This window comes from Roseiarcus fermentans (genome assembly GCF_003315135.1).
In the GTDB taxonomy this organism is placed as follows: domain Bacteria; phylum Pseudomonadota; class Alphaproteobacteria; order Rhizobiales; family Beijerinckiaceae; genus Roseiarcus; species Roseiarcus fermentans.
The window spans coordinates 150707-172331 of record NZ_QNRK01000006.1; the positions used below are offsets into that span (position 1 = coordinate 150707).

General features: G+C 67.5%; 18 protein-coding genes. 5 read left to right on the forward strand and 13 right to left on the reverse strand.

Annotated elements, in window-relative coordinates; all coding sequences use genetic code 11:
* Positions 1-102 precede the first annotated feature (102 nt).
* The gene (locus DFR50_RS07075) at positions 103-780 is read left to right on the forward strand and encodes a dienelactone hydrolase family protein (RefSeq protein ID WP_113888496.1); all 678 of its coding nucleotides are present in this window, start codon (positions 103-105) and stop codon (positions 778-780) included.
* Positions 781-912: 132 nt separating this feature from the next.
* Here DFR50_RS07075 and hisE read toward each other — a convergent pair whose 3' ends face one another.
* From hisE to rpoN, 6 genes are all read right to left on the reverse strand, one after another.
* Positions 913-1287 (reverse strand): phosphoribosyl-ATP diphosphatase, encoded by a 375-nt coding sequence (gene hisE, locus DFR50_RS07080; protein ID WP_113888497.1) that lies wholly within the window; start codon positions 1285-1287, stop codon positions 913-915.
* A 144-nt stretch (positions 1288-1431) separates the two neighbouring features.
* Positions 1432-2115 carry a phosphoribosylformylglycinamidine synthase subunit PurQ gene (purQ, locus tag DFR50_RS07085; protein WP_113888498.1) on the reverse strand — a complete coding sequence of 228 codons (684 nt, stop codon included), beginning with the start codon at positions 2113-2115 and terminating at the stop codon, positions 1432-1434.
* Between the two features lie 5 nt (positions 2116-2120).
* On the reverse strand, positions 2121-2360 hold the full coding sequence (gene purS / locus DFR50_RS07090; protein WP_113888499.1) for a phosphoribosylformylglycinamidine synthase subunit PurS: 240 nt from the start codon (positions 2358-2360) through the stop codon (positions 2121-2123).
* A gap of 19 nt (positions 2361-2379) precedes the next feature.
* Positions 2380-2844 (reverse strand): PTS IIA-like nitrogen regulatory protein PtsN, encoded by a 465-nt coding sequence (ptsN, locus tag DFR50_RS07095; RefSeq protein ID WP_113888500.1) that lies wholly within the window; start codon positions 2842-2844, stop codon positions 2380-2382.
* A gap of 47 nt (positions 2845-2891) precedes the next feature.
* On the reverse strand, positions 2892-3464 hold the full coding sequence (hpf, locus tag DFR50_RS07100) for a ribosome hibernation-promoting factor, HPF/YfiA family (RefSeq protein ID WP_113888501.1): 573 nt from the start codon (positions 3462-3464) through the stop codon (positions 2892-2894).
* A 198-nt stretch (positions 3465-3662) separates the two neighbouring features.
* A complete protein-coding gene (rpoN, locus tag DFR50_RS07105) occupies positions 3663-5237 on the reverse strand; it encodes an RNA polymerase factor sigma-54 (RefSeq protein WP_113888502.1) in 1575 nt (524 codons plus the stop codon).
* Positions 5238-5510: 273 nt separating this feature from the next.
* Between rpoN and ahcY the strand changes: the two genes are divergently transcribed.
* Positions 5511-6914 (forward strand): adenosylhomocysteinase, encoded by a 1404-nt coding sequence (gene ahcY / locus DFR50_RS07110; RefSeq protein ID WP_113888567.1) that lies wholly within the window; start codon positions 5511-5513, stop codon positions 6912-6914.
* Positions 6915-8111: 1197 nt separating this feature from the next.
* Positions 8112-8933, forward strand: a complete 822-nt coding sequence (locus DFR50_RS07115; protein WP_113888503.1) for a HEAT repeat domain-containing protein — start codon at positions 8112-8114, stop codon at positions 8931-8933.
* Between the two features lie 467 nt (positions 8934-9400).
* Here DFR50_RS07115 and DFR50_RS07120 read toward each other — a convergent pair whose 3' ends face one another.
* From DFR50_RS07120 to DFR50_RS07135, 4 genes are all read right to left on the reverse strand, one after another.
* Positions 9401-11299: a hybrid sensor histidine kinase/response regulator gene (locus DFR50_RS07120; protein ID WP_245427409.1), complete on the reverse strand. Its 1899-nt coding sequence runs from the start codon at positions 11297-11299 to the stop codon at positions 9401-9403.
* 512 nt (positions 11300-11811) lie between these two features.
* On the reverse strand, positions 11812-12378 hold the full coding sequence (locus DFR50_RS07125; RefSeq protein WP_113888504.1) for a DUF3618 domain-containing protein: 567 nt from the start codon (positions 12376-12378) through the stop codon (positions 11812-11814).
* Position 12379: 1 nt separating this feature from the next.
* On the reverse strand, positions 12380-12742 hold the full coding sequence (locus DFR50_RS07130) for a phage holin family protein (RefSeq protein ID WP_113888505.1): 363 nt from the start codon (positions 12740-12742) through the stop codon (positions 12380-12382).
* A gap of 3 nt (positions 12743-12745) precedes the next feature.
* Positions 12746-13327 (reverse strand): DUF883 family protein, encoded by a 582-nt coding sequence (locus DFR50_RS07135; protein WP_113888506.1) that lies wholly within the window; start codon positions 13325-13327, stop codon positions 12746-12748.
* A 338-nt stretch (positions 13328-13665) separates the two neighbouring features.
* Between DFR50_RS07135 and DFR50_RS07140 the strand changes: the two genes are divergently transcribed.
* A complete protein-coding gene (locus tag DFR50_RS07140; protein ID WP_113888507.1) occupies positions 13666-14061 on the forward strand; it encodes a cupin domain-containing protein in 396 nt (131 codons plus the stop codon).
* Between the two features lie 326 nt (positions 14062-14387).
* On the opposite strand, the gene mepA is transcribed toward DFR50_RS07140, so the two are convergent.
* Positions 14388-15296, reverse strand: coding sequence for a penicillin-insensitive murein endopeptidase (gene mepA, locus DFR50_RS07145; RefSeq protein ID WP_113888508.1), 909 nt, complete (start codon positions 15294-15296; stop codon positions 14388-14390).
* Positions 15297-15502: 206 nt separating this feature from the next.
* Here mepA and DFR50_RS07150 point away from each other — a divergent pair, with 206 nt between their 5' ends.
* Entirely contained in the window at positions 15503-16507 is a 1005-nt protein-coding gene (locus DFR50_RS07150; RefSeq protein ID WP_113888509.1) for an alpha/beta hydrolase, read from the forward strand.
* Positions 16508-16619: 112 nt separating this feature from the next.
* Here the strand turns inward: DFR50_RS07150 and DFR50_RS07155 are convergent, their stop codons facing one another.
* Positions 16620-20060 carry a hypothetical protein gene (locus DFR50_RS07155; protein ID WP_113888510.1) on the reverse strand — a complete coding sequence of 1147 codons (3441 nt, stop codon included), beginning with the start codon at positions 20058-20060 and terminating at the stop codon, positions 16620-16622.
* Between the two features lie 885 nt (positions 20061-20945).
* Positions 20946-21245, reverse strand: a complete 300-nt coding sequence (locus DFR50_RS07160; RefSeq protein ID WP_113888511.1) for a hypothetical protein — start codon at positions 21243-21245, stop codon at positions 20946-20948.
* Between the last annotated feature and the right edge of the window lie 380 nt (positions 21246-21625).

The window sequence follows — 21625 nt, forward strand, 5'->3', positions numbered from 1 at the left end:
CGGGCTTGCCCCCGACCGCGCGCCCCATGTAGATCGTTCGACAGCCGCCGCGCGGCGGAAACCCGCGCGGCCGAGAGGATTCAGGAACGAAAGGGAGTGACAATGGGGGCGACGATCACGTTCAAGCGTCCGGACGGCCGCGACGCGCAAGGCTATCTCGCCAATTCCAAGCGCGGCGACGCGCCGGGTCTGGTGGTCATCCAGGAATGGTGGGGTCTTTCGGAGCAGATCAAGGCGATCGTCGACCGCTTCGCGCTCGCCGGCTTCGACGCGCTGGCGCCCGATCTCTACAACGGCGTCGTCGTCCCCTATCACGACGCCGAGGCGGCCGGGAAAGCGATGCAGGCGCTCGACTTCAAGGACGCGACGACCCAGACCGTGCGCGGCGCGGCGCAATACCTGAAGCAGAACGGCTCCAAGGTCGGCATCACCGGGTTCTGCATGGGCGGCGCGATCGCGGTCTTCGCCGCGGCGCACATCCGGGAATTCGTGGCCGCGGTCGCCTTCTACGGCCTGCCGCCGGCGGAGCTGGTCAAGCCCGCCGACGTGAAGATCCCCCTTCAGGGGCATTTCGCCAATCGCGACGACTACGTGACCCCCGCCGCGGTCGAGGCGTTCGAAACCGGCCTCAAGGCGGCCGGCAAGGACTACGAGTTCTTCCGCTACGACGCCGATCACGCCTTCGCCAACGAGCAGCGCATGGCGGTGCACGACCGCCGCGCCGCGGAGCTCGCCTGGAGTCGGGCGATCGAGTTCTTCCACAAGCACCACTTCGCCTGACCGGGAGGCGAGCGGGCGCGCCTCGACCTCCGCGGCGAGGCCGCTCGCGTCGCCGCGGGGCTCGAAGGGCCGCGTCGACGCCCGCGACCGCGGGGCTCGGCGCGCGCGGTGTCGGGAGACGCGGGCGGGGCGTCAGGAGACGGCTTTTCGGCGGGGTCCGAGCTGACTCATGCGCCGGAGCTGGGCCGCCCCGGCGTGTTTGGGCAGTTTCTCGGCGATGCCGTAGGTCCGCTCGCGCCGGTCGAGTTCGCCCATGACCTCGCCGGGCGTCACGCCGGATTCCGCCCAGATGACGGCGAGGTGGTAGAGCATGTCGGCGCTCTCGAGGACGACGGACTCGCGGTTCATCTGGACGGCGTCGAGACCGACCTCGATCGCCTCCTCGACCAGCTTCTTGGCCATCTTCTGCACGCCGTCGCGGAACAGCTTCGAGGTGCGCGACACCGACGGATTGCGGTCGCGCGCTTCCAGCACAGCGGCGAACAGCCTGTCCAGCGAGTCAGCCATGATCCATCGCCCACCTCAGTCGATTCGGAATGTGACGTCGAGCGGCCGACAGTGCGCGGCCAACGTTGACGCACGATGACAAGTCGCCGCCGTCCTCGAAGATTTCGCGGCGGGGACGAAAAATCCTGTGGATGAGCGGCGGCTTCAACCCGCCAGGGCCTCGAACAGGGGCCGGCCGTCGATCCCGCCGACGAGCGGATCGATCAGGTTCTCCGGGTGCGGCATCAGCCCGAGCACGTTGAACCGGCTGTTGAACACGCCGGCGATGTTGCGTTGCGATCCGTTCGGATTGGCCGCTTGGTCGACGCGGCCCGATGCGTCGCAATAGCGGAACGCGATCTGGCCGGCGTCTTCGATCGCTTCGATCGTCGCGTCGTCGGCTTCGAAATTGCCTTCGCCGTGCGCGATGGCGAACCGCGCCACCTGGCCTTCGGCGTAGCCACGGGTGAACGGCGTGCCGGCGTTCTCGACCCGCACATGCTGCATCCGGCACAGGAAGCGGCGGTTGGCGTTGCGCATCAGGACGCCGGGCAGGAGCCCCGCCTCGCACAGGATCTGGAAGCCGTTGCAGATGCCGAGCACCAGTCCGCCGCGCTCGGCGTGACGGGCGACCGCGCGCATGGCCGGCGACCGCGCCGCGATTGCGCCGCAGCGCAGATAGTCGCCGTAGGAGAAGCCGCCGGGCAGGACGACGAGGTCGGTTCCCGGCGGCAGGTCGGGCTCGGCGTGCCACACGATCGCAGGCGCGGCGCCGGAGGCGGCCCGCAGCGCCCGGGCCGCGTCCTGTTCGCGATTGGAGCCGGGAAAGAGAATGACCGCGGACTTCATCGGGCTCAGGCGATCTCGACCGAGTAGTTCTCGACGATGGTGTTGGCGAGAAGGCGCTCGCACGCCTCGTTCAGCGTCTTGCGGGCGCTGTCGCGGTCCTCGCCGTCGATCTCGACGTCGAACACCTTGCCCTGCCGGACGGACCCGATCCCGGCGATCGAAAGCGACCGCAACGCGCCTTCGATCGCCTTGCCTTGCGGATCGAGCACCCCGGTCTTCAGCGTGACGACGACGCGAGCTTTCACCTCTGGTTCTCCGAATGTGTCAGGCGGCGTTGGACGCCGGTCCCATGGTCAGCAGCGCATACAGCGCCGCGGGGTCGCGGGTCGAACGCAGCTGCGCGGCGACGGCGCCGTTGCGCAGCAGGCGGGCGATCGAGGCCAGCGCCTTGAGGTGATCGGCGCCGGCGGACTCGGGGGCGACCAGCATGAAGATCAGGTCCACCTGCAGCCCGTCGGGCGCTTCGAAGTCGATCGGGCGTTCGAGCCGGGCGAAGACGCCGAACAGCCGCTCGCACTTGGCGAGCTTGCCGTGCGGAATGGCGACGCCGTCGCCGACGCCGGTCGAGCCCAGCCGCTCCCGCTGCAGGAGCGCGTCGAAGATTTCGCGGGACGGCAGACCCGACACGGCGGCGGCGCGCTCGCTCATCTCCTGGAGCGCCTGCTTCTTGCCGTTCACCCGCAAGGCGGGGAGGACGGCGTCCGGTTTGATGAGTTCGGATAGCGACATGTCCGTCCTAGAGCTTCGGCGACCGTCCCTGTCCCCATGGATCGCCGTCAGTGCGGGTCGAGCCAACCGATCGCTCCATCCCTGCGCCGATAAACGATGTTCACCCGCCCGCTGCCGGCATGGGCGAAGACGACGACCGGCGCGCCGGTCAGGTCGAGTTCGGCGACCGCCGATGCGACCGACATGGCCTTCAACGCCTCCGTCCCCTCCGCGACCACGGCGGGTTTGAAACCCTCGGCGGGCTCGACGTCGTCGGTCGGCTGCTCGACCACGTAGTTCGACACGGTAACCGGGCTTTGCGTCTGGCCGACGACATCCGCGCCGCCGGAGCGGCCCTTGATTCGCTGCTTGTAACGGCGAAGCCGCCCCTCGATCTTGTCGGCGGCGTTCTCGAAACACGGATAGGGCTCATGAGCGTGGCCTTCGGCGTGAAGACTCACGCCCGAACTCAGCCGCAGGCTGCAGTCGGATCGGTAACCCGACCCTTCGCGGGCGATCACCACGTGGCCGCTGACCGAGCCGGTGAAGTAGCGGGAGACCATTCCTTCGACTTTGCTCATGACATGCTGACGCAAAGATTCCCCGATGTCGAGGTTCTTACCGGATACTCTCAGTGTCATCGATTGCTGGCCTTGTGATCCCGGCGAGTTCGTGTGGTCTTCATCGCCGCTCGTTTCCCGCGCCTCGCGGCGCGCCTTCGGTTCAGCCCCGCTGCGGGCTCGTCCACCGCCCGGCCCCTCCGGAAATTAGCGTTAGGAGTCTGTCGCCGCCGTGTCAATCGCTGGCGCAAACCGTTGTTTTGGAGAAACAATCCACGCTCACGCCTCGGCCGGAAAGGAATCGCCGCGCGCCCGCGGCGACCCGACCGGCGACATTTTCATCTTGCGGCGCTCGACGGAGGACGGGATCCTCAGGCTGTCGCGGTATTTCGCCACCGTGCGGCGGGCCACCACGATGTCGACCTTGCGCAGCCGCTCGACGATGCTGTCGTCGCTGAGGACGTCGCCGGGGTCCTCCTCGTCGATCATCTGGCGGATGCGCTGCCGCACCGCTTCGGCCGAATGGGACTCGCCCGAATCGGCGGAGGCGATCGCGGCGGTGAAGAAATACTTCATCTCGAACAGGCCCCGCGGCGTCTGGATGAACTTGTGCGCGGTCGCGCGCGACACGGTCGATTCATGCACGCCGATCGCCTCGCCGATCATCTTCAGGTTCAAGGGTCTCAGCGCGGAGACCCCCTCGACCAGAAAGGCGTCTTGCCGCCGCACGATCTCGCTCGCCACATTGAGAATGGTGCGGGCGCGCTGCTCGAGGCTTTTCGTCAGCCAGTTGGCCGACTGGAGTTGCGTCGAGACGTACTGCTTGTCTTCCTCGCGCGCCGCGCCGCGCCGGATCACGGCCGCATAGGTCTCGTTGACCAGGACGCGCGGCAGCGCCTGACTGTTGAGTTCGACTCGCCAGCTCCGGTCGGGCGCGGCGAACACATAGACGTCGGGAATGGCGGGCGCGCCGGGCAGGTCGCCGAACGCCCGGCCGGGCTTGGGCTCGAGGCGCCGGATCTCCGCGATCATGTCGGCGAGGTCCTCGTCGTCGACGCCGCACACCCTGCGCAGCAGGGCGAAGTCGCGGCGCGCAAGCGCCGGCAGATTGGCGATCATCGCCTGCATCGCCGGGTCGAAACGGTCGCGCTCGCGCAACTGCAGTTCGAGGCATTCCGCCAGGGTGCGGGCGAAGACGCCGGTCGGCTCCAGCGTCTGCATCTTGACCAGCACGGCCGCGACGGTGGGCCCGGTCGTCCCGAGCCGCTCGGCGATGTCATCGAGCGAGCCGATAAAATAGCCGGCCTGATCGAGTCCGTCGATCAGGGCCCGGCCGATCATCCGATCGACCGGGTCGATGAGAACGACGCCGGCCTGGCGCTCGAGATGCTCCTGCAGGGAAGCCGTCTCCGAGACATAGGCCTCGAGATCGGGCGCATCGCCCGAATTCGGTCCGCCGCCTCCGACCCCGGCCCACGAACCCGCCGAGAGCGCGTCCGCGGACGTGGGTCCGGCCGACGGCGCGGTCAGGTCGGCGTCGAACGCGTTTTCGATTTCGGTGCCCAGTTTGGCCGCCATCGCGCCGGGATCGGTGTCGAGCGAGTCGGACGCCCAGTCGCCGGGCTCGGCCGGACCTTCGCCGGCCGGCGCTTCCGCCGCGCCCTCGAGGCGCTCGGTCTCGCGCGTGTCATGGTCTTCGGCGCGTTCGAGAAGCGGATTGCTCGCCAGTTCGTTTTCGATGAAGGCGGCGAGCTCCATATTCGGCATCTGCAACAGCTTGATCGCCTGAAGCAGTTGCGGCGTCAGAACCATCGTCTGACCCTGCCGCATCGTCAGTTTGGCCGAAAGCGCCATCGAACCCCTGCCGCCGTTGCGCTGCCGTCGCCCGCGCGCCTCGACACGCGGCGCGGTTCTTGCATTTGTCAGACTGAGCTATAGCACGCGGTGGGCCTTCGCCCAGATAAACATTATGCGACAAATCGACAACGTAGAGGGAGGGAGCAGAGGAGCCGCGCGGGCCTGAGCGCGGCGACCTGAAAACCATATAAAGACTTGCTTATATGTTTATTGCGCTATGCGGCTTCCGCTGATATGGGAACGCCGGACCACAACCGGGACATGGACGCAATGACCAAAGCCGCCGACTACACCGTCGCCGACATCGGCCTTGCCGCCTTCGGGCGCAAGGAAATCGCCATCGCCGAGACCGAAATGCCGGGCCTGATGGCGACCCGCGCCGAATACGCCGCCTCGCAGCCGCTGAAGGGCGCGCGCGTCGCGGGCTCGCTCCACATGACCATCCAGACCGCCGTCCTGATCGAGACGCTGAAGGCGCTCGGCACCGACGTCCGCTGGGCCTCGTGCAACATCTATTCGACCCAGGACCACGCCGCCGCCGCGATCGCCGCCAGCGGCACCCCGGTGTTCGCCGTCAAGGGCGAGAGCCTCAAGGACTACTGGGACTATACCCACCGCATCTTCGAGTGGGCCGACGGCGGCGCGCCGAACATGATCCTCGACGACGGCGGCGACGCGACGGCGCTGATTCATCTCGGCCTGCGCGCCGAGCAGGGCGACACGGCCTTCCTCGATCACGCGACCAACGAGGAAGAGGAGGTGCTGTTCGCCGCGATCAAGGCGCGGCTCGCGAGCAGCCCCGGTTGGTACAAGAAGAACGCCGAGGCGATCCGCGGCGTGACCGAGGAGACGACGACGGGCGTCCACCGGCTCTATCTGATGGCCAAGGAGGGCAAGCTCCTGTGGCCGGCGATCAACGTCAACGACAGCGTCACCAAGTCGAAATTCGACAATCTCTACGGCTGCCGCGAATCGCTGGTCGACGGCATCCGCCGCGGCACCGACGTGATGATGGCCGGCAAGGTGGCGATGGTCGCGGGCTTCGGCGACGTCGGCAAGGGCTCGGCGGCTTCGCTGCGCAACGCCGGCTGCCGCGTCATGGTGTCGGAGGTCGATCCGATCTGCGCGCTCCAGGCGGCGATGGAAGGCTACGAGGTCGTGACGATGGAGGACGCGGCGCCCCGCGCCGACATCTTCGTCACCGCCACCGGCAACGTCGACGTCATCACGCTCGACCACATGCGCGCGATGCACGACCGGGCGATCGTGTGCAACATCGGCCACTTCGACTCGGAGATCCAGGTCGCCTCCCTGCGCAACTACAAGTGGAACAACATCAAGCCGCAGGTCGACGAGATCGAGTTCCCCGACGGCAAGAAGATCATCCTTCTGTCCGAGGGGCGGCTCGTCAATCTCGGCAACGCGACCGGCCACCCGTCGTTCGTGATGTCGGCCTCGTTCACCAATCAGACGCTGGCCCAGATCGAGCTCTTCACCAAGCCCGGCCAGTACGACAAGCAGGTCTATACGCTGCCCAAGCACCTGGACGAAAAGGTCGCCTCGCTCCACCTCGCCAAGGTCGGGGCCAAGCTGACCAAGATGTCGGACGAGCAGGCCAAGTACCTCGGCCTGTCGAAGACCGGCCCGTTCAAGCCGGAGACGTATCGGTACTGAGGGCGTAAAGGCCCACAACGGGGTTGCAGGACGGCCGGCGGTCGGTGCGAGGGAACGCGTCCGCCGCCGGTTTCCCGGCGGCGGCGCTTCCCGCGTCGCGGACAGGCCCGCATCGCGACTCCTGTCGTCGAAGCCGCGCCAAAGCGCCCTTGGCGTCTGCGACCCCTGATCGGCCACCTTCCGGCGCCAAGACGACGAGCGCGCCGCGCTCGCCGACGCGGTTCGCCAGCGCCGCGATGAAATCGACTCCGGGGCCGACGCCGTCGACGTCGAAAAGCCCCGCCCCGCGCCCCGGCCGGCTCACGAGGCGGTCGGAGATCCGCCCCCGGCGGCGCCGGGCGAGTCCTCTTGCCGATGGCTGATGAAGACGCCCCCCGGCATCCTGATGTCCTCGCGCGTTTTCGGGATGGCAGCGCAGGTCGCACATTCACATAAAGTTAATGTCGATTTTGACGCTATTTCTGTAAGTTAATTCCGGAAGAATGTTTGGCGCGACCATCCCCGGCCGAAAGCAACGATGTCTTGCAAAGCGCCCTTGTGCGTTGTACTCTATCTGTTCCCACCGAAAGGCGCTCCATGGCCGCTTTTCCAGACATCGTCGCCGTCGGCTCCTCCGCCCGACCGCGCGGATCCGACCTGTGCCGGCCGGCCCGCAGGATGGCCGCCGTTCCGCCGCTTGTCGCCGGGCCGATCAAGCCGGGCGCTGCGTGCGCCGGCAACGCCCGAGCCGGCCGCAAGCGCTGCGATCGCGGCGCTCAACGGGAGGGCGCCTGTCCCGGGCGGCGGGACGCCGCCCCACCCGGGCGCGCCCTGTCCGGCTCATCGCGAACACCCACCCCCGGGAGTCGCCATGCGCCCGTAACTCCCAAGCCGGCAGCGAACAGCGCCGTCATCGCGAGCGAAGCGAAGCGATCCAGTGCCGCTGGGCCGCTGTCGCGCCCTCTGGTCGCCCGCCGCCCTTCGTTGCGAGCAGAAGACGGGGCTATTTTTTCCGCGGGAAGCAAGCGGCGGCATGGATTGCTTCGTCCCCCCGGGCTCTTCGACCCGGGGGTTGCTCCTCGCAATGACGGGGTTGGGAGTGACATGCGCCCGGAAATTTCGCTGCAAAGCCTTGAAAACGTTCGATTCGCGCCCGGATCAAAGCGCCTCGGGTTCGCCCTCCGCCCGCATCCTGCGGGTTGACCCGAGCTTCGCCCGATGGCCCGAGCGCCCACATCCCCTTTCCTGCAACTCGACCTGTTCGGCGCGCGGCCGAAGTCCGCCGGGCCTTGCGCCGCGATATCGCCGCAGCCGGGTCCGCGCGACCTCCCGGACGAAGTCCTGATCGCCGCCATTCCCGAGGCGACGCTCGCGGACGCCCCCGCGCTGGCGCAGGAAGCCGGCAGACGGAGGCTGGCCGCAGCCGCGCCGGCGCTCGCGGCCTTGTGCAACCGCTTCGTCGGCTACGGCGCCGAGGCTCGCGTGCCCGAGCAGGCCGCTGCGCTCGAGGCGCTCGGCGCCCTCGGCGGCCCCGAGGCGTCGCGGGCCGTCCTCCAGGCGATTGCGAAGAGGGTTGTTCAAGGGCCGACTCTGGCGGTCGCGGCCTCCGTCGCCGCGCAACTCGGCGTCGTCTTTCCGGCCGACGTCGCGCTCGCGCTGCTGCGCCATCCCGATCCTGCCGTGCGCGCGCCCGCCTGCGCGTGCGTTCGCGCAGGGTTGGAAGTCGTGGCGACCTTGATTGCGATGATGGACGACCCGGACGCCGAAGCTGCGGCCGCGGCTGCGTGCGCGCTGGGACGAATGCAGCGAACGGAGCCGCTTCGGCGTTTGAAACGCCTCCTGCGGGAACGCCCGTCGCGTCGCGTGGTCGAAGCGTTGGCCGGGATTGCGGACGACGAGGCCGTCGTTCTGCTCGCGCGCGCCGCGCGCGCCCGTCCGGACCTGACGCCCTTGGTCCTCGCCGCCCTCGACGAGATCGAAACCCCCAGATCGGCATCGGTCGCCGCGGCGCTGCGAAAAGCCGAAGGCCGGTCGGAATGAGTCCGTCCTCCGCTTCCACGCGCGGCGCCCTGCTCGGTCCCGTCGTTGCGCAGGCGCGCCTCCCACCCGCCCGCCCGGCGCCGGCCCGGCTCGCCGCCCCAGAGCAGCCGGGCGACGCAGCCCGCCGACGGGGCGTCTTTATCGCCCCGGACGCGGCTGCCGGACGCCGTGTCGACCTCGTGTCTAGCGAAACCGGCGCTGACTCCGACCACGTCGCGCGCCGAGACGGGCTCCCCTCCGGCGAGGAGCCGCTGTGCGCGCCGGACGCCGACGCTCTTGCCGCGGCTTGGCTGTGCCGCGGTGGCGGCGCATGCCTGCGACGCCATGCTGTCCTCCAGGGAAACGGGCCCCGTCAAGGCGCGGGCGGCCGAACGGCTCCGGGGGGAGTTCAGGTCGAGCCGCCGCCGGGCGGTCTTCGCCGTCCGGCAATCGAAGCAACGCGCGGGCTCGCGCCGGGCGTCGGGCGCTCACGGGGCGGAGTCTTCCAAAACCTCGCGGATTTTGTCGGCGAGCTGGTCGGCCGTATAGGGCTTCTTCAGCCAGGCGCCCTTCTTCAGGCCGAGGCGCGCGATCGCCGGCTCCGCGTAGCCAGACGTGAACAGGATCTTGAGATCGGCGCGCACCGCGAGCGCCGCCTCGGCGAGTTCGAGCCCGGTCATCCCGCCGGGCATGACCATGTCGGTAAAGATCAGCGCGATGTCGGACCGCGTGGCCACCTCCGCCATCGCGGCGGCGCCGTGGTCGGCTTCGATGATCTGATAGCCGAGCCCCCTGAGCCGTCGACCCAGAACTCGGCGCAGGCGCGGATCGTCCTCGACCAGAAGGATCGTCTCGGATCCCGCCTGCAGGATCGCCGGCTGGACGTCCGCCCCCGTCGCCGCCGCGTCCGCGCCGCCGGCCTCGGCCAGCGGCAGATACAGGCGCACGCTCGTGCCGCGTCCGACTTCGCTATAGATCTGAATGTGCCCGCCCGATTGCTTGACGAAGCCGTAGACCATGCTCAGGCCGAGCCCGGTCCCGGCCCCGGTCGGCTTGGTGGTGAAGAACGGCTCGAAGGCGCGCCGCCGGACTTCCTCCGACATGCCCGAGCCGCTGTCGGATATCGTGACCAGGCCATATCGGCCGGTGCGGACCTCGGGGTACGACTGGGCGTAGTCGGCGTCGAGTCGCACCGGCGCGACTTCGATGGTGAGCGCGCCGCCCCGGCGCATGGCGTCGCGGGCGTTGAGAGCGAGGTTGAGCAGCGCGTTCTGCAACTGGGCGCTGTCGACCATCGCAATCAGCGCATCCGGGGGGACATGGATCCGCAGTTCGATCGTCTCGCCGAGCGTCCGGCGCAGCAGCGCCGAAAAGCTCGTCAGCAGCGCGCAGACGTCGGTCGGCTCGGCATGGAGCGGCTGGCGGCGGCCGAAGGCGAGGAGCTGCCCGGCGAGTCTCGCGCCGTCGCGCGCCGCCCCGTGCGCTTCGCTCGCCAGCTCGCGCAGGTCGGGATCGGTCAGGTGCGGGGCGAGCAGTTCGAGGTTGGCGATCACCGCGGTCAGGATGTTGTTGAAGTCGTGCGCCACCCCGCCGGTGAGCTGGCCGACCGCCTCCATCTTCTGCGACTGCCGGAGCTCCTCCTCCATCTTCTGGCGGCTGGTCAGGTCGCGCACGAAGCCGGTGAACATGCGCCGGTGCTTCGAGCGCGCTTCGCCGACCGACAGTTCGATCGGAAACACCACCCCATCCTTGGTGACCGCCTTGACCAGCCGGCCATAGCCGATGATCCGCTTCTCGCCGGTGCGCAGATAATTGTCGAGGTAGCCGTCGTGTTCGGCGGCGTAAGGGTTCGGCATCAGGATCTTGACGTTCTCGCCGATCACCTCGTCGCGCCGGTAGCCGAACAGCGCCGCCGCGGCGGCGCTGAACGACTGGATGATCCCGCGCTCGTCGATGATGACCATGGCTTCCGGAACCGTGTCGAGGATCGAGCGCAGCAGCGCCTCGCGATCCGACAGGTCCTCCTGCGCCCGCCTCAGCCCGGTGACGTCGATGTTGTTCTGGAGAATGGACTGCAGTTCGCCGTCTTCGGACTTGCGCGCCACGCACAGCGTCCGGATCGACAGCGCCCAGCCGGACTTCGTGTGGTGGACGACCTCGCCTTCCCAATTGCCGCGCTCGCGCAACGACCGCAAGATCTCTTCGCGCGAGACCGGGTAATCCGTTCTCAGGAGGCGGTACAGGGTCTGTCCCATCGCCTCGTCGCGTTTCCAGCCATAGAGCCGCTCGCAGCCCGAGCTCCAGTACAGGATCGTGCCGCCCGGCTCCTGAACGATGATGTTGGCGAGATCGAGAATTTTCGCGAGAGACGTCGCGTCGGCGGTCAAACCAGAACTCCGTGGACAAAAGGCCCGCCGCGGCGGACAGGTTTGGCGCGAGTTCAATTGCGGCGTGCAAGGGTCGACGCAGGTCGCCACGCGCAAAGCCACTGCGCGGTTACAAGATTCAATATGGCGAGGAGGATCGATCCGTCAAGTCATGACGATTGTTAACAAATGAATCCGCTTGAAATTTTATTCACATCTGAGTAATGACAAAGAAATACTATGGTTATTTCGTGATTTTGCTCTGTTTGTGCAACTGCATGTCTCGAACGTCGGTCGGTACAACGCCGCAACACGCCGGCCCCCGGTTCGATGCTCGCCGGAGCGGCCGATATCGACAGGGAACGCGTCACCGTAGCGGCAAGGGCGAGCGCCGAGGCGCCGGCGTCGAAATCCAGGGCCGTGAAAAAACCCGTCGGCTCGCGATGGCGATGCGGTCGGCCCGTTTCGGCGGACCCCGGCGCGGCGCGCGTCGGCTGCGCGCGGCGCCGGGGTTCTCGCAACGGGGGAGCGAACTAGGCGCGGGAAACTTTCCGCAGCAGGCCCTCCAGCACAGCCGCCACGGCGACCTGAATCGAGGATTCGATCAGCGGACGAACGCTCACCCCATCGGGTACGACGCGATCGAAGACGGTATCCAGTTCTTTCTCGAAGCGGTCAGCCAGCCTCGCGGCGCCAATCGCGACTTGCGCCTGGGCGATGTCGACGAACTGCCGCCGTTTCGCTTCGGCTCGTTGCCGGAAGACGCTGGCCGCGGAATCGACGATCGAACTCGCCGACTGCCGTAGCGGCGACGCAAGAGCGGCGACGTTTTCACCCCCCGACCGTTTGCGCAGCGCCGACAGCGTCCAGAGCCCGATCCCCAGTGCGATGACCGCGGTGGGAACCGGATGCCGTCTGACCGCATCGTCCAATGCGCCCGGCCACGAGCGCTCGCCGATCCCCAGGCGCGACGCCGCCTCGGAAGCCATCTGCGACGGCGTGAGCCGGCTGCTCAGCGCATCGATCGTTGCGCCGATCTGGGCTCGCAATCGATTTGCGTCCGCCTCGTATTCGCGCGATGTCGCGACCTTCACGTCCACGCTACAGTCCTCCGAACAGCGACGAGACTTGCGACACGGTCTTTGCGGGGATCAGGCGCGACGGTTTCAGCCCGCCGAGGCCCGAACGCAGCAGGAGCAGGCTGACCACGATCGCAACCAGCGCGACAAGGACAAACGCCAGGTCGAGAGGGACGCCGAGACGCAACAGCGACAGGCTGGCCCCGACCAGGACGAGACCGAGGCTCAACACAAGCAGGACGGCCCCGACAGCGACCGCCGCAACGCTGGACGGAATCCCGCGGGCCCGCTCGTCGATTTCCACACGGGCCAGCGCAAGCTCGACGCGCATCAACGCCTGAACCTGGCGCAGAAGGTCGAGGAGCAGTTCGGGCGTCGACCGCATCGGTCAGCTCATCTTGCCGATCAGCAAGCCGATCAGCGCGGCGATCGCGACCGCGGCCCACGGGTTCTTCTTGATCCGGGACTCGACGTCGCCCTCGATGGCGACGAACTTGTCTTGCGCCTGAGCGGCGGACTGGGACAGGCTGTCGCCGGCCGCTCCCATCGCGCCCACCACCTGATCGCGGCCGGCGGAAATCTGATTCTGTGCGAGATCGGAGACCTTCTGCGCCAGCTTGCTGATCTCATCGCGCAGGCTGGACAGATCGATCGCGGAAATCGCGTCGGCGCCGTCGCCGACGGCTTCCTTAGCGCTTCCCAGAGCCGACCGGGCCTTGCCAGCCACGTCGTCGACGACGCCCTGAGCGGTCGTCGTTCGGTCGCCGACGGCCTGGCCAAACATCTTTTCGCCCTGACCCGCCACGGAACGAACATTCCCTTCCAGACTGTCTCTATTCATTCTCACGTCTCCTCTTCCGGCTTGCGCCACCGTCGAGCAACCCTTGAGCGTGAAAATTGTTCCTGTGTCGGGAAAAGAATTCCGCCGCTCGTCGTCCGCGAGCCGCTTGCGGCGGGCGCGCAGCGGCAAGTCAAATCGAATTTCTCCGAGAGAGCGACGCGTTGTTCCTGGTCGCAACAACGCGCATACTTCGGAAATGGAGACGGTTCAGGCCCCCGACCAGAACCGCATCGCCAGTGCGCGGTTCGTCCAGACCGTCCCAGATTGCCTGAGTTGAAACCGGCGCTCGCCGCGATCCTCGCCCATCCCGACTGTCGCGTCGAATTCCGGTCGCCGCGAACGGCATTGAACGCAGGGGCTTTCGAAGCTAGCGTGACGCGGCAATCCGTCGGCTTCCGGCGAGACTTCGCCGCCGACGCCGAGTGCGCCCTGTCGGCGCGGAAATTGCGTGCGCGGGGGCAAGTCGCGTGATTCGCTGTGTTCGCATCTGGACCGCCGAGGACGGAGATTCGCATTTCCAGGACGGCCACGTCGACCTGTCGCGGGGCGAGAGGGGCGACAGTCTCAGCGCCGTTCTGGGCGCCGCGGGCGTTTCGTTCCGCGAGACCAAGGCCGGCGGCGCTTTCGCCTGGCATGACGCCCCGGTCCGCCAGCTCGTGCTGACGCTGAGCGGAACGCTCGAGTTCGTGACCCGGAGCGGCGGCCGCTTCACCATCCGCCCGGGCGATGTCCTGCTCGCCGAAGACACCGCGGGAACGGGCCACTTCTGGCGGCTGGTCGACGACCAGTCCTGGCGGCGCGCCTATGTGATCCTGGCGCCGGACGCAAGAGTCCCGTTCGTCGCCGCGGCGCCCGCGACCTGACCCTGCGCGGGGGACCGCGATCGCCTTCGACGGCGTGCGGACGCGCCGGATCGGCCCGGTTCGCGGGCGAGTCTCGTCCGATTGAGTCCATCGAGACGTGCGCGTGTCGCCTGAATTCGGATGGCGCGCGCGGCGGCCGGCATTCGCAAGGAAGCCGACCGACCCGACGCTGAAAGAGGGGCCTGACGCTCGGCTTCATGACGGAAGTCGGGTCGTCGACGCCAGGAAGAGGATGCAGGGGGGAGTAGGCGGTAAGGCGATCGGGTGGCGAATGGCGAATTGCCGCCGGGCGTTGGGCCGATGGACTCGCCGACCGCCCACTTCGCCTACTTCTCCAGCACCACCGTCCTGCATTCCGGCGGGAGTTGCGCCAAGGTGAGCGGCGGGCGGGGTTTTCCGGGGGCCGGGTGCAGCGCTTCGCGGGTGAACCACCAGGCGAGCGACTTGTCGCAGCCGTCGCCCGGGGGAACCGGGTCCTGCGGCGCGCAGGCGGAATCGTCCGCCGGGCACTTGATACGGATGTGGAAGTGGTAGTTGTGGCCCCAAAACGGGCGCACCTTGGTCATCCAGGGCTCGCCGGCGTGGGTTTCGCACAGCGCCTTCTTGATCGCGGGGTTGACGAAGATGCGCTCGACCTCGGGCTCCTCGGCCGCCGCCCTGATGACGCCGGCCTGCGCCTCCGACCAGTGCGATCGGTCGACCGCGAGGCCGTCCTCCCGCACCATGTCGACCGCCGACATCGCCTCGCGCTCCTCGCGCGACAGCGTGCGGTCGGGCATCGGGGTCAGCCAGACGTCGGCGTCGAGGCCGATCTGATGCGAGGCGTGGCCGGTCAGCATCGGCCCGCCGCGCGGCTGCGAGATGTCGCCGACCAGAATGCCGTTCCAGACGCCCTCCGCCTTGGCCTTGCGCGAGAACCGCTCGAGGAAGGCGATCATCGCCGGATGGCCCCACATCCGGTTGCGCGAGAGGCGAACGACCTGCCACGACTGGCCGTCCACCGGCAGCGCCTTGGCCCCGGCGAGGCAGCCGCGCGAATAGAAGCCGATCGATCGGGTCTGGACCTCGAGCGGCGTCATCGCGCGGCCAAAAACCTGCTTGGCCGGCAGTTTCGGGTCCGCCGGGTCGGCGAGCGGGGGCAGGGGTTTCGGGTCGAGCGTTCCCCTGTCCTGAGCCAGCGCGGGCGTGGCGATCGAAGCGGCCGCGATCGCCACGAGCAGGGCCGTTTTTCGCATCGGGAACCCTCCAACAAATTCGATGGCGGCACTATGGTCGTCGGGGCGTCAACGGGCGGTTAACCATGACCCGTCGGGCCGCCGGGCGAACCGTCGCATGTCCGGCGCGGGCGCTTTTGCCGTTGACCGCGGGCGCCTTCACGGTTTTGTAAGCGGGACTTGAAAATGTCTTTCGACCCCGTCGAGGGATTGTTGAGGATGCGTTCATGCGCGGTCCGTTTCTGTCGCACAACCGCGCCGCGGTCGCCTGCCTCGGGCTCATGCTGATGCTCGCGAGCTGCGCCGCGCCCCCGCCTGCGGCGCCCCCCGGGCCGGCTCCGGCCGGAAGTTCCGGCGTCACGACGATCGACGGCGCCGCCGTTCAGTTCGCCGCCTTCCAGAACTCGGCCTTTCCCTACCGCGGGCAGATCCCCAATTACCAGGAGACCGGCAAGAGCCGACCGTTCCTCGACGTCGACGACAACGGCCGGCTCGGCCATTCGAGCCCCCGCGGCGGCCTTTTGTGGGAGGACCAGACCTACAACGACCGCACGGTGCTGCTCGCCGCGCCACAAAATTTCGATCCCAACGCGCCTGCAACCATCGTCGTCTTCTTTCACGGCAACATGGCGACGCTCGAGCGCGACGTGATCGCGCGCCAGCAGATCGTCCGGCAGCTCGCCGATTCCGGGTTGAACGCCGTGCTGGTCGCGCCCCAGCTCGCCCACGACGCGCCCGATTCGAGCGCCGGGAAGTTCTGGTCGCCGGGCGGGTTCGCCGCCTTTCTCAACGAGGCCGAGGGCAAGCTCGGCGACTTCTATCCGGCCGCGCGCGGCGCCTTCCGGCGGATGCCGGTGGTGATCGTCGCCTACAGCGGCGGCTACCTGCCGGCGGCCTATTCCCTCTCCGTCGGGGGCGACGGGGGCCGGGTGCGCGGGCTGGTGCTGCTCGACGCGCTCTACGGCGAAAAGGACAAGTTCGTCGGCTGGGTCGAGGGTCCGGGGCGCAACGCCTTCTTCGTCAGCGCCTATTCGACCTCCTCACGCGACGGCAACCTTGCGGTCGAGGCGCAGCTTCAGCAGGCCGGGCTCACGGTGCAGAACGACCTGCCGGCGTCGCTCGGGCCGGGCGCGATCGCCTTCGTCGACGCAGGAAGCATCGACCACAACGACTTCGTCACCTCCGCCTGGGGCGGCGCTCCGTTGCGCGACATCTTTTCCCGCATGCGCTAGGTCTTTCGGGCCAGCCGGCCGATCCGGCGGGCGGGCTGGATCGCCGGACCCGAATTGATCGGGCCCAGGCGTCCGATTCGGGCCTCGGCGCCCGAGGGCGCTCAACCGGCGATCAGCCGATCTGGAAACTGCTCGCGCTGAGTTTCGACTTGGCCACGCCCGCGAGGTCAATCGAGCCGTCGGCGCCGAGGGACAGCAGGCTGCCGCCCGAACCGTCGCTCGTCAGCGCGTTGAACGCCGCCGCGCCGGTCGCATAGCCGCCCGTCCCGTTCAAGAGGTCGATCACGCCCCCGTGCAGGTCGTTCGCGACGCCGGCGATCTTGAGGGAGCCGACGTTCCCGTTGATCTTGAACACGGTCGACGCGCCGCCGTCGGTCAGCGAATCGCTCAGGCCGGCGTACACGACGTCGCCGGTCCCCTTGATCGTCACTCCCGTCCCGCTGCCGTTGTGGATCGTGTCGCCGCTCCCGGTGATCGTGTCGCCGGTCCCGCTCGCCACCGTGACGGCGTCGCCCGTGGCGGCCGAGATCGCGCCGTTCGATCCACCGACCGTGACCGCCGTATTGGCGATCAGGTCGAGCGTTCCGCCGGCGGTGAACAGGATCGGCACGCCGACCGACGCGCCGGCCTGCATGGCGACGACGCCGCCGGCGATCTCGACCTCGCCGGGCGCCGACGAGCCCGAGACGCCGCTGGCGACGCCGGCCGAGAGGATCACCGTTCCGCCGGACGCCGCCTCGATCAGTCCACCCTGGGCGGTATGGACAGCGGACATGATCTTCAGGGTCGCGCCGTTCTCGGCTTCGAGCGTTCCGCCGCCGTCGTTGATCACGTCGCCGCCCGTGTTGATCGTCAGCGTCACGCCGGTGCCCGAGGCCGTGACGGAACCCTTGTTCACGAACGTGAGATCGTTCGACGTCTTTATGCCTTGATCGCCGATCTGCCCGGACGCGGTCGCCAGGATGGAGCTCGCGTTGGTGAACGTCGCCGGCCCCTTGCCGTCGCTGGTGATGTCGGCCCCCGCGCCTTTCAGGCCGATCGTGCCGCTTGCGCCGCCCGAAATCGTGTAGGCGCCGCTGATCGCAAGGTCGCTGCCGGCGTAGACGGCGACGAGCCCGGCGTTGCTCATCGAGCCCACGCCCCCGTCCGCGCCGAGATCGACCACGCCGGTCGTCGCACCGGACGCACTCGACGAACCCGTGCCGGCGAGGATGTCGCCGCTGTTGGAGACGTTGGAGACGAGCGCCAGGGTCGCGCCGCTTTCGGCGTCGAGCTTGCCGGCCGAACTGTTGGTTATGGTCTTTGCGCCGGTGTTGATCGTCAGCGTGTTGCCCGATCCGGTCGCGAAGGTCGTGCCGGCGTTGACGAACGTCAGGTCGTTGACGCCGAGGACGCCCTGGTCGCCAATCTGGCCAGAATAGGCGCCTGGCGAACCGAGCGACGGCTCGAGCGCGATCGTGCCGGCGTTGGTGAACGTCGTCGCGCCCGTCCCATCGCTGGTGATGGCGGCGCCGGCGCCCTTCAGGGCGATGCCGCCGGAGCCGGCGGCGGTGAGATTGCCGCTGATCGCCAGATGGGCGCCGCTGTCGACGAGGACGGCGCCGGTCGTCGTTCCGTTTCCGGTATCGGTGAGCGTTTCGGTGGCGCCGGCCTTGCCGAGATCGAGAGTCGCCCCCGACTCGGCCGTCATGACGCCTTCGTTCGTGAACGTGCTCGCGCTGATCTGCAGCGCCGCGCCGCCCGCCTGACTCGCCTGGACCCTGCCGCTCGCCTGATTGTCGAACCTTCCGAGCGTGATCGTTCCGCCGCCGGTTATGGTGTTGTTGACGTTGATCAGGCCGTCGCCGGACGTGCCGGGAGCGTTCAGGATCGAGCCGGTGGTGTGAATCAGGCTCTGGCCGGCGTTGGCGGCCTGCCCCAGGTCGACCGTTCCGCCTCCGTTCAGCGTGACCGGTCCCGACGTGTCGTCGATGTAGAGATCACCGTTGGTTCCCGCGCCCTTGCCGGAGGGAGCCGTGCCGATCGCGAGCGTTCCGGCGTTGTCGAACGTTCCGCCGATCTGTAGCGCGGAACCGACGATGACGCCGATCTTTCCGAGGTTCCCGCTCGCGACGCTCGATGTATCTTCCGAATTCAGGACCGTTCCGTGGACGGCGATCAACGTCGACGCCTGGCTGGTTCCGATCGCGAGTTCGGAGTTGGCGCTGGTTGCGACGCTGTTGATGGTGACGTTCGCGTTGAGCGTCACGATTGCGGCCCCGCTGGCGCCGCCGATGGAGGCGTCCTGGGGGGTGATCGGCGTCGAGCCGGCGCTCCAGTCCGTGGCGGTCTCCCATCCGCCGAGGCCGGCGGTGAAGACGTCCTGCTTCAGCGAGATCTTCCAGCCGAGCGCCTCGAGGACGTCGAGTTCGGTCTGGGTGAGGGTGAGGGTCTCGCCGGTCCCGGTCGCGCCGAACAGCTGGGTCTGGGTCCAGTCGGCGGTGTCGCCCTTGTTGGCCTGGGTCCCGTTGGAATTGTATTGATTGTTGTACGAAAGGGTGGGCTCGCCCTGGGCGGCGTCGTTCTGGTCGGACAGGGTCGCGCCGCCATTGGAGGAGAAGTAGGTCGTTTGCCCGTCGCGGCCGTTGCTGTAGTCGGTCTTGCCCGCCGCCGTGTAGCGGAAAAGATCCATCACGCTCCAGCTGTCGTTCGAACTGCTGGGCGTCGTGGGGGCCGTGCCGCCGAGACCGCCGATGCGGCCGAGGCCGCCCTCCGACAGTTCGTGGGTGAGCCCGTTGACGACGTCCTGCCCGAAGGTCCAGGAATAGAAGCTGTTCAGCGTCACGCTGAGGTCAGGGCCGCCCGTGGTCGAGGTCAGGCCGAGCATCCGCCCATAGGCATAAGGAACGTACCAGCTTGCGCCATTGGACGGGTCCGTGGCTGGCAGGACATCGCCCGGCGCGTATTTCTTGAGCGCCGCCTGCAACGTCGCGTAACTGACGCTGAAGCCGCCGCTGTTGTTGCCCAGGGCGACATGGTTGTTTCCGCTGTTCGCCTCTTGGAAGGTGACGACGATCGTGTCGGGCGCGGTCTTGCCCGATGGCGCGATCAGGCTCTCGATCTGGTCCTCGGCGGCCACGATGCAGGCTTCGAAGCTCGCCGTGCAACTCGCCGTGTAGGTGTTGTCGAACACGATCCCGCTCCCGGCCGTGCTCACGACCTGCGTCGTATTGCCGGAGGACAACGTGACGACGGAGGACGACTGGACGACCGCGGACGAAGCTTTCGACGCACTGGCCGAAGACAATGGGGAGCTGGACGCATTCGATGCGTCGTCGTCGCTCGCTTTCGTCGCCGCCTCTTGGCCCCCGCTGGAAGCCCCGGGTCCGGCGGCGGCTTCCCCATGTCGCCCCGCCAGCCAATCCGCAACGGGACCGGAATGCATCACGTCCATGCTGAACGGGTCGAGACTGGCGAACGGATCGTTGGTCTGATCGAATGGATTGACGTCGGACGCGTTGTCGCCGCTTTGATCGACATCGCCCAGGTAACGGGTGAAAATATGCGCGACCATGGCTTTCCCCTGACACGGCGCGGTCCTGCCCACCCCGGATAGGCTGCGCGCTTCCCCAGCGTTAGTTTACCATGTACACCAACGCTGGTACATTGCCATTTTCGTGCGTCTGGCGCTGTCCTTCGCCTCCGGTGTTTCGGAGGACGCGGCGCGAGGAGGGGGGCGCATGATCGGCCCCGGGGTCCGCCTTCCTCAGCGAGGCCCGGGGCAAGCCCGGCGACTTCTATCCGGCCGCGCGCGGCCGTATCGTCGCCTACTGCGGCGGCCTTCGTCAGCCGGCGCCGGGCGCCGCCGTCCGGGAGCCAAGACATCCGGCGACGCCGAGGGCGGCAAAGCCGATCCCGAACAGCGCCCAGGTCGAGAGCTCGGGCGCGGCGGGCGGATCGGTGGCGATGAAGTCTGGGCGGCTCCGCCCGCGGCATTGTCGTAGTATCCCAAAATCTGGCCTGAATTGTTGATTCTTGTCAGAACAGTGTCGTACGCGCCGGGGATGTCGATGGTGGTGTCATTGCCATTCCACTCAAGAAAGCCATGATATGCACAATAGCCGACGACTTGGCTTCGATCGTTGATTCCCAAAGGAATCTTCCAGGTTATAGGTGTAAAAGAGCCATCTTTGTTCAAGATGAAACCCGATCCGCCCCGGTTGCCGACACTCAAACCGACATATTGATCAAAGTTAGTGAGATCGGCAAACTCACTAAAGCATGAACATGGAATGAGTAAACAGTGTGTATTGTCCCAATGAATAGAGAGCGTAAGTATTGGTGCCCGCCTGCCCGACGATCTGGCCCCGATTGTTGATCGAGATCGGGTCGAAGGAGGAGGTGTCTGGTCTGTCAGGTCGACAAAATGACCGCCCGTCTCGAGAAACCCTTGGGTGATTCAAGCGGCCGTCACGTAAGTCCCGACGATCTGGCCGAGATCGTTGACGCCCGCGAGCGAGGTGCTCATGGCGTGGGGCGCGTCGAGGGCGACAGTCCTGCCGTGCCAATAGAGATACCCGTGGGAAACGCCGTTCGCGTCGTCGTAAGTTCCGACGATCTGGTCGAGGTCGTTGAACCCTGAAGCGGCGCCAGGCAGCTTGAGTGGGGCGAAGCGGGAGCCGGCCTCGGTCGACGTCGACGGGGTCGCCGCGATCAGTCCGACAAGAGACGCCAGAGGGAAAAGAACAGTCGGACGCATGGCGCACCTCCCGTCAATGACTTCAGAAACGAATTCTGACCAGTAAGAACTGGAAAAGGGCGCGCGAAACGCGCGCAGCCAAAGGACCAGATCCGGCGAGGTATGCCAAGTGTCCAGGTTGAGCAGAGAGAAGATATGCCGAGCGAAGGTTGCTGTTACAAAGGATTAGCGCTCGCAAACCTATGCTGACAGCTCTTTCCAGCAATTATAACCTGACTACACTGCAAACAACGATGTAGCCAATCGCGCATGTCATTCAGGGAGGAAGTCCCCGTCGAGATCTGACCCCGCGTACGCCTGCCCGCCACGTGGCGACCGCTCGGAAAAAACGAAACCGGCCCTGCTCCCTGTGCCGGGAGCGAGGCCGGGAGGAAAACGCC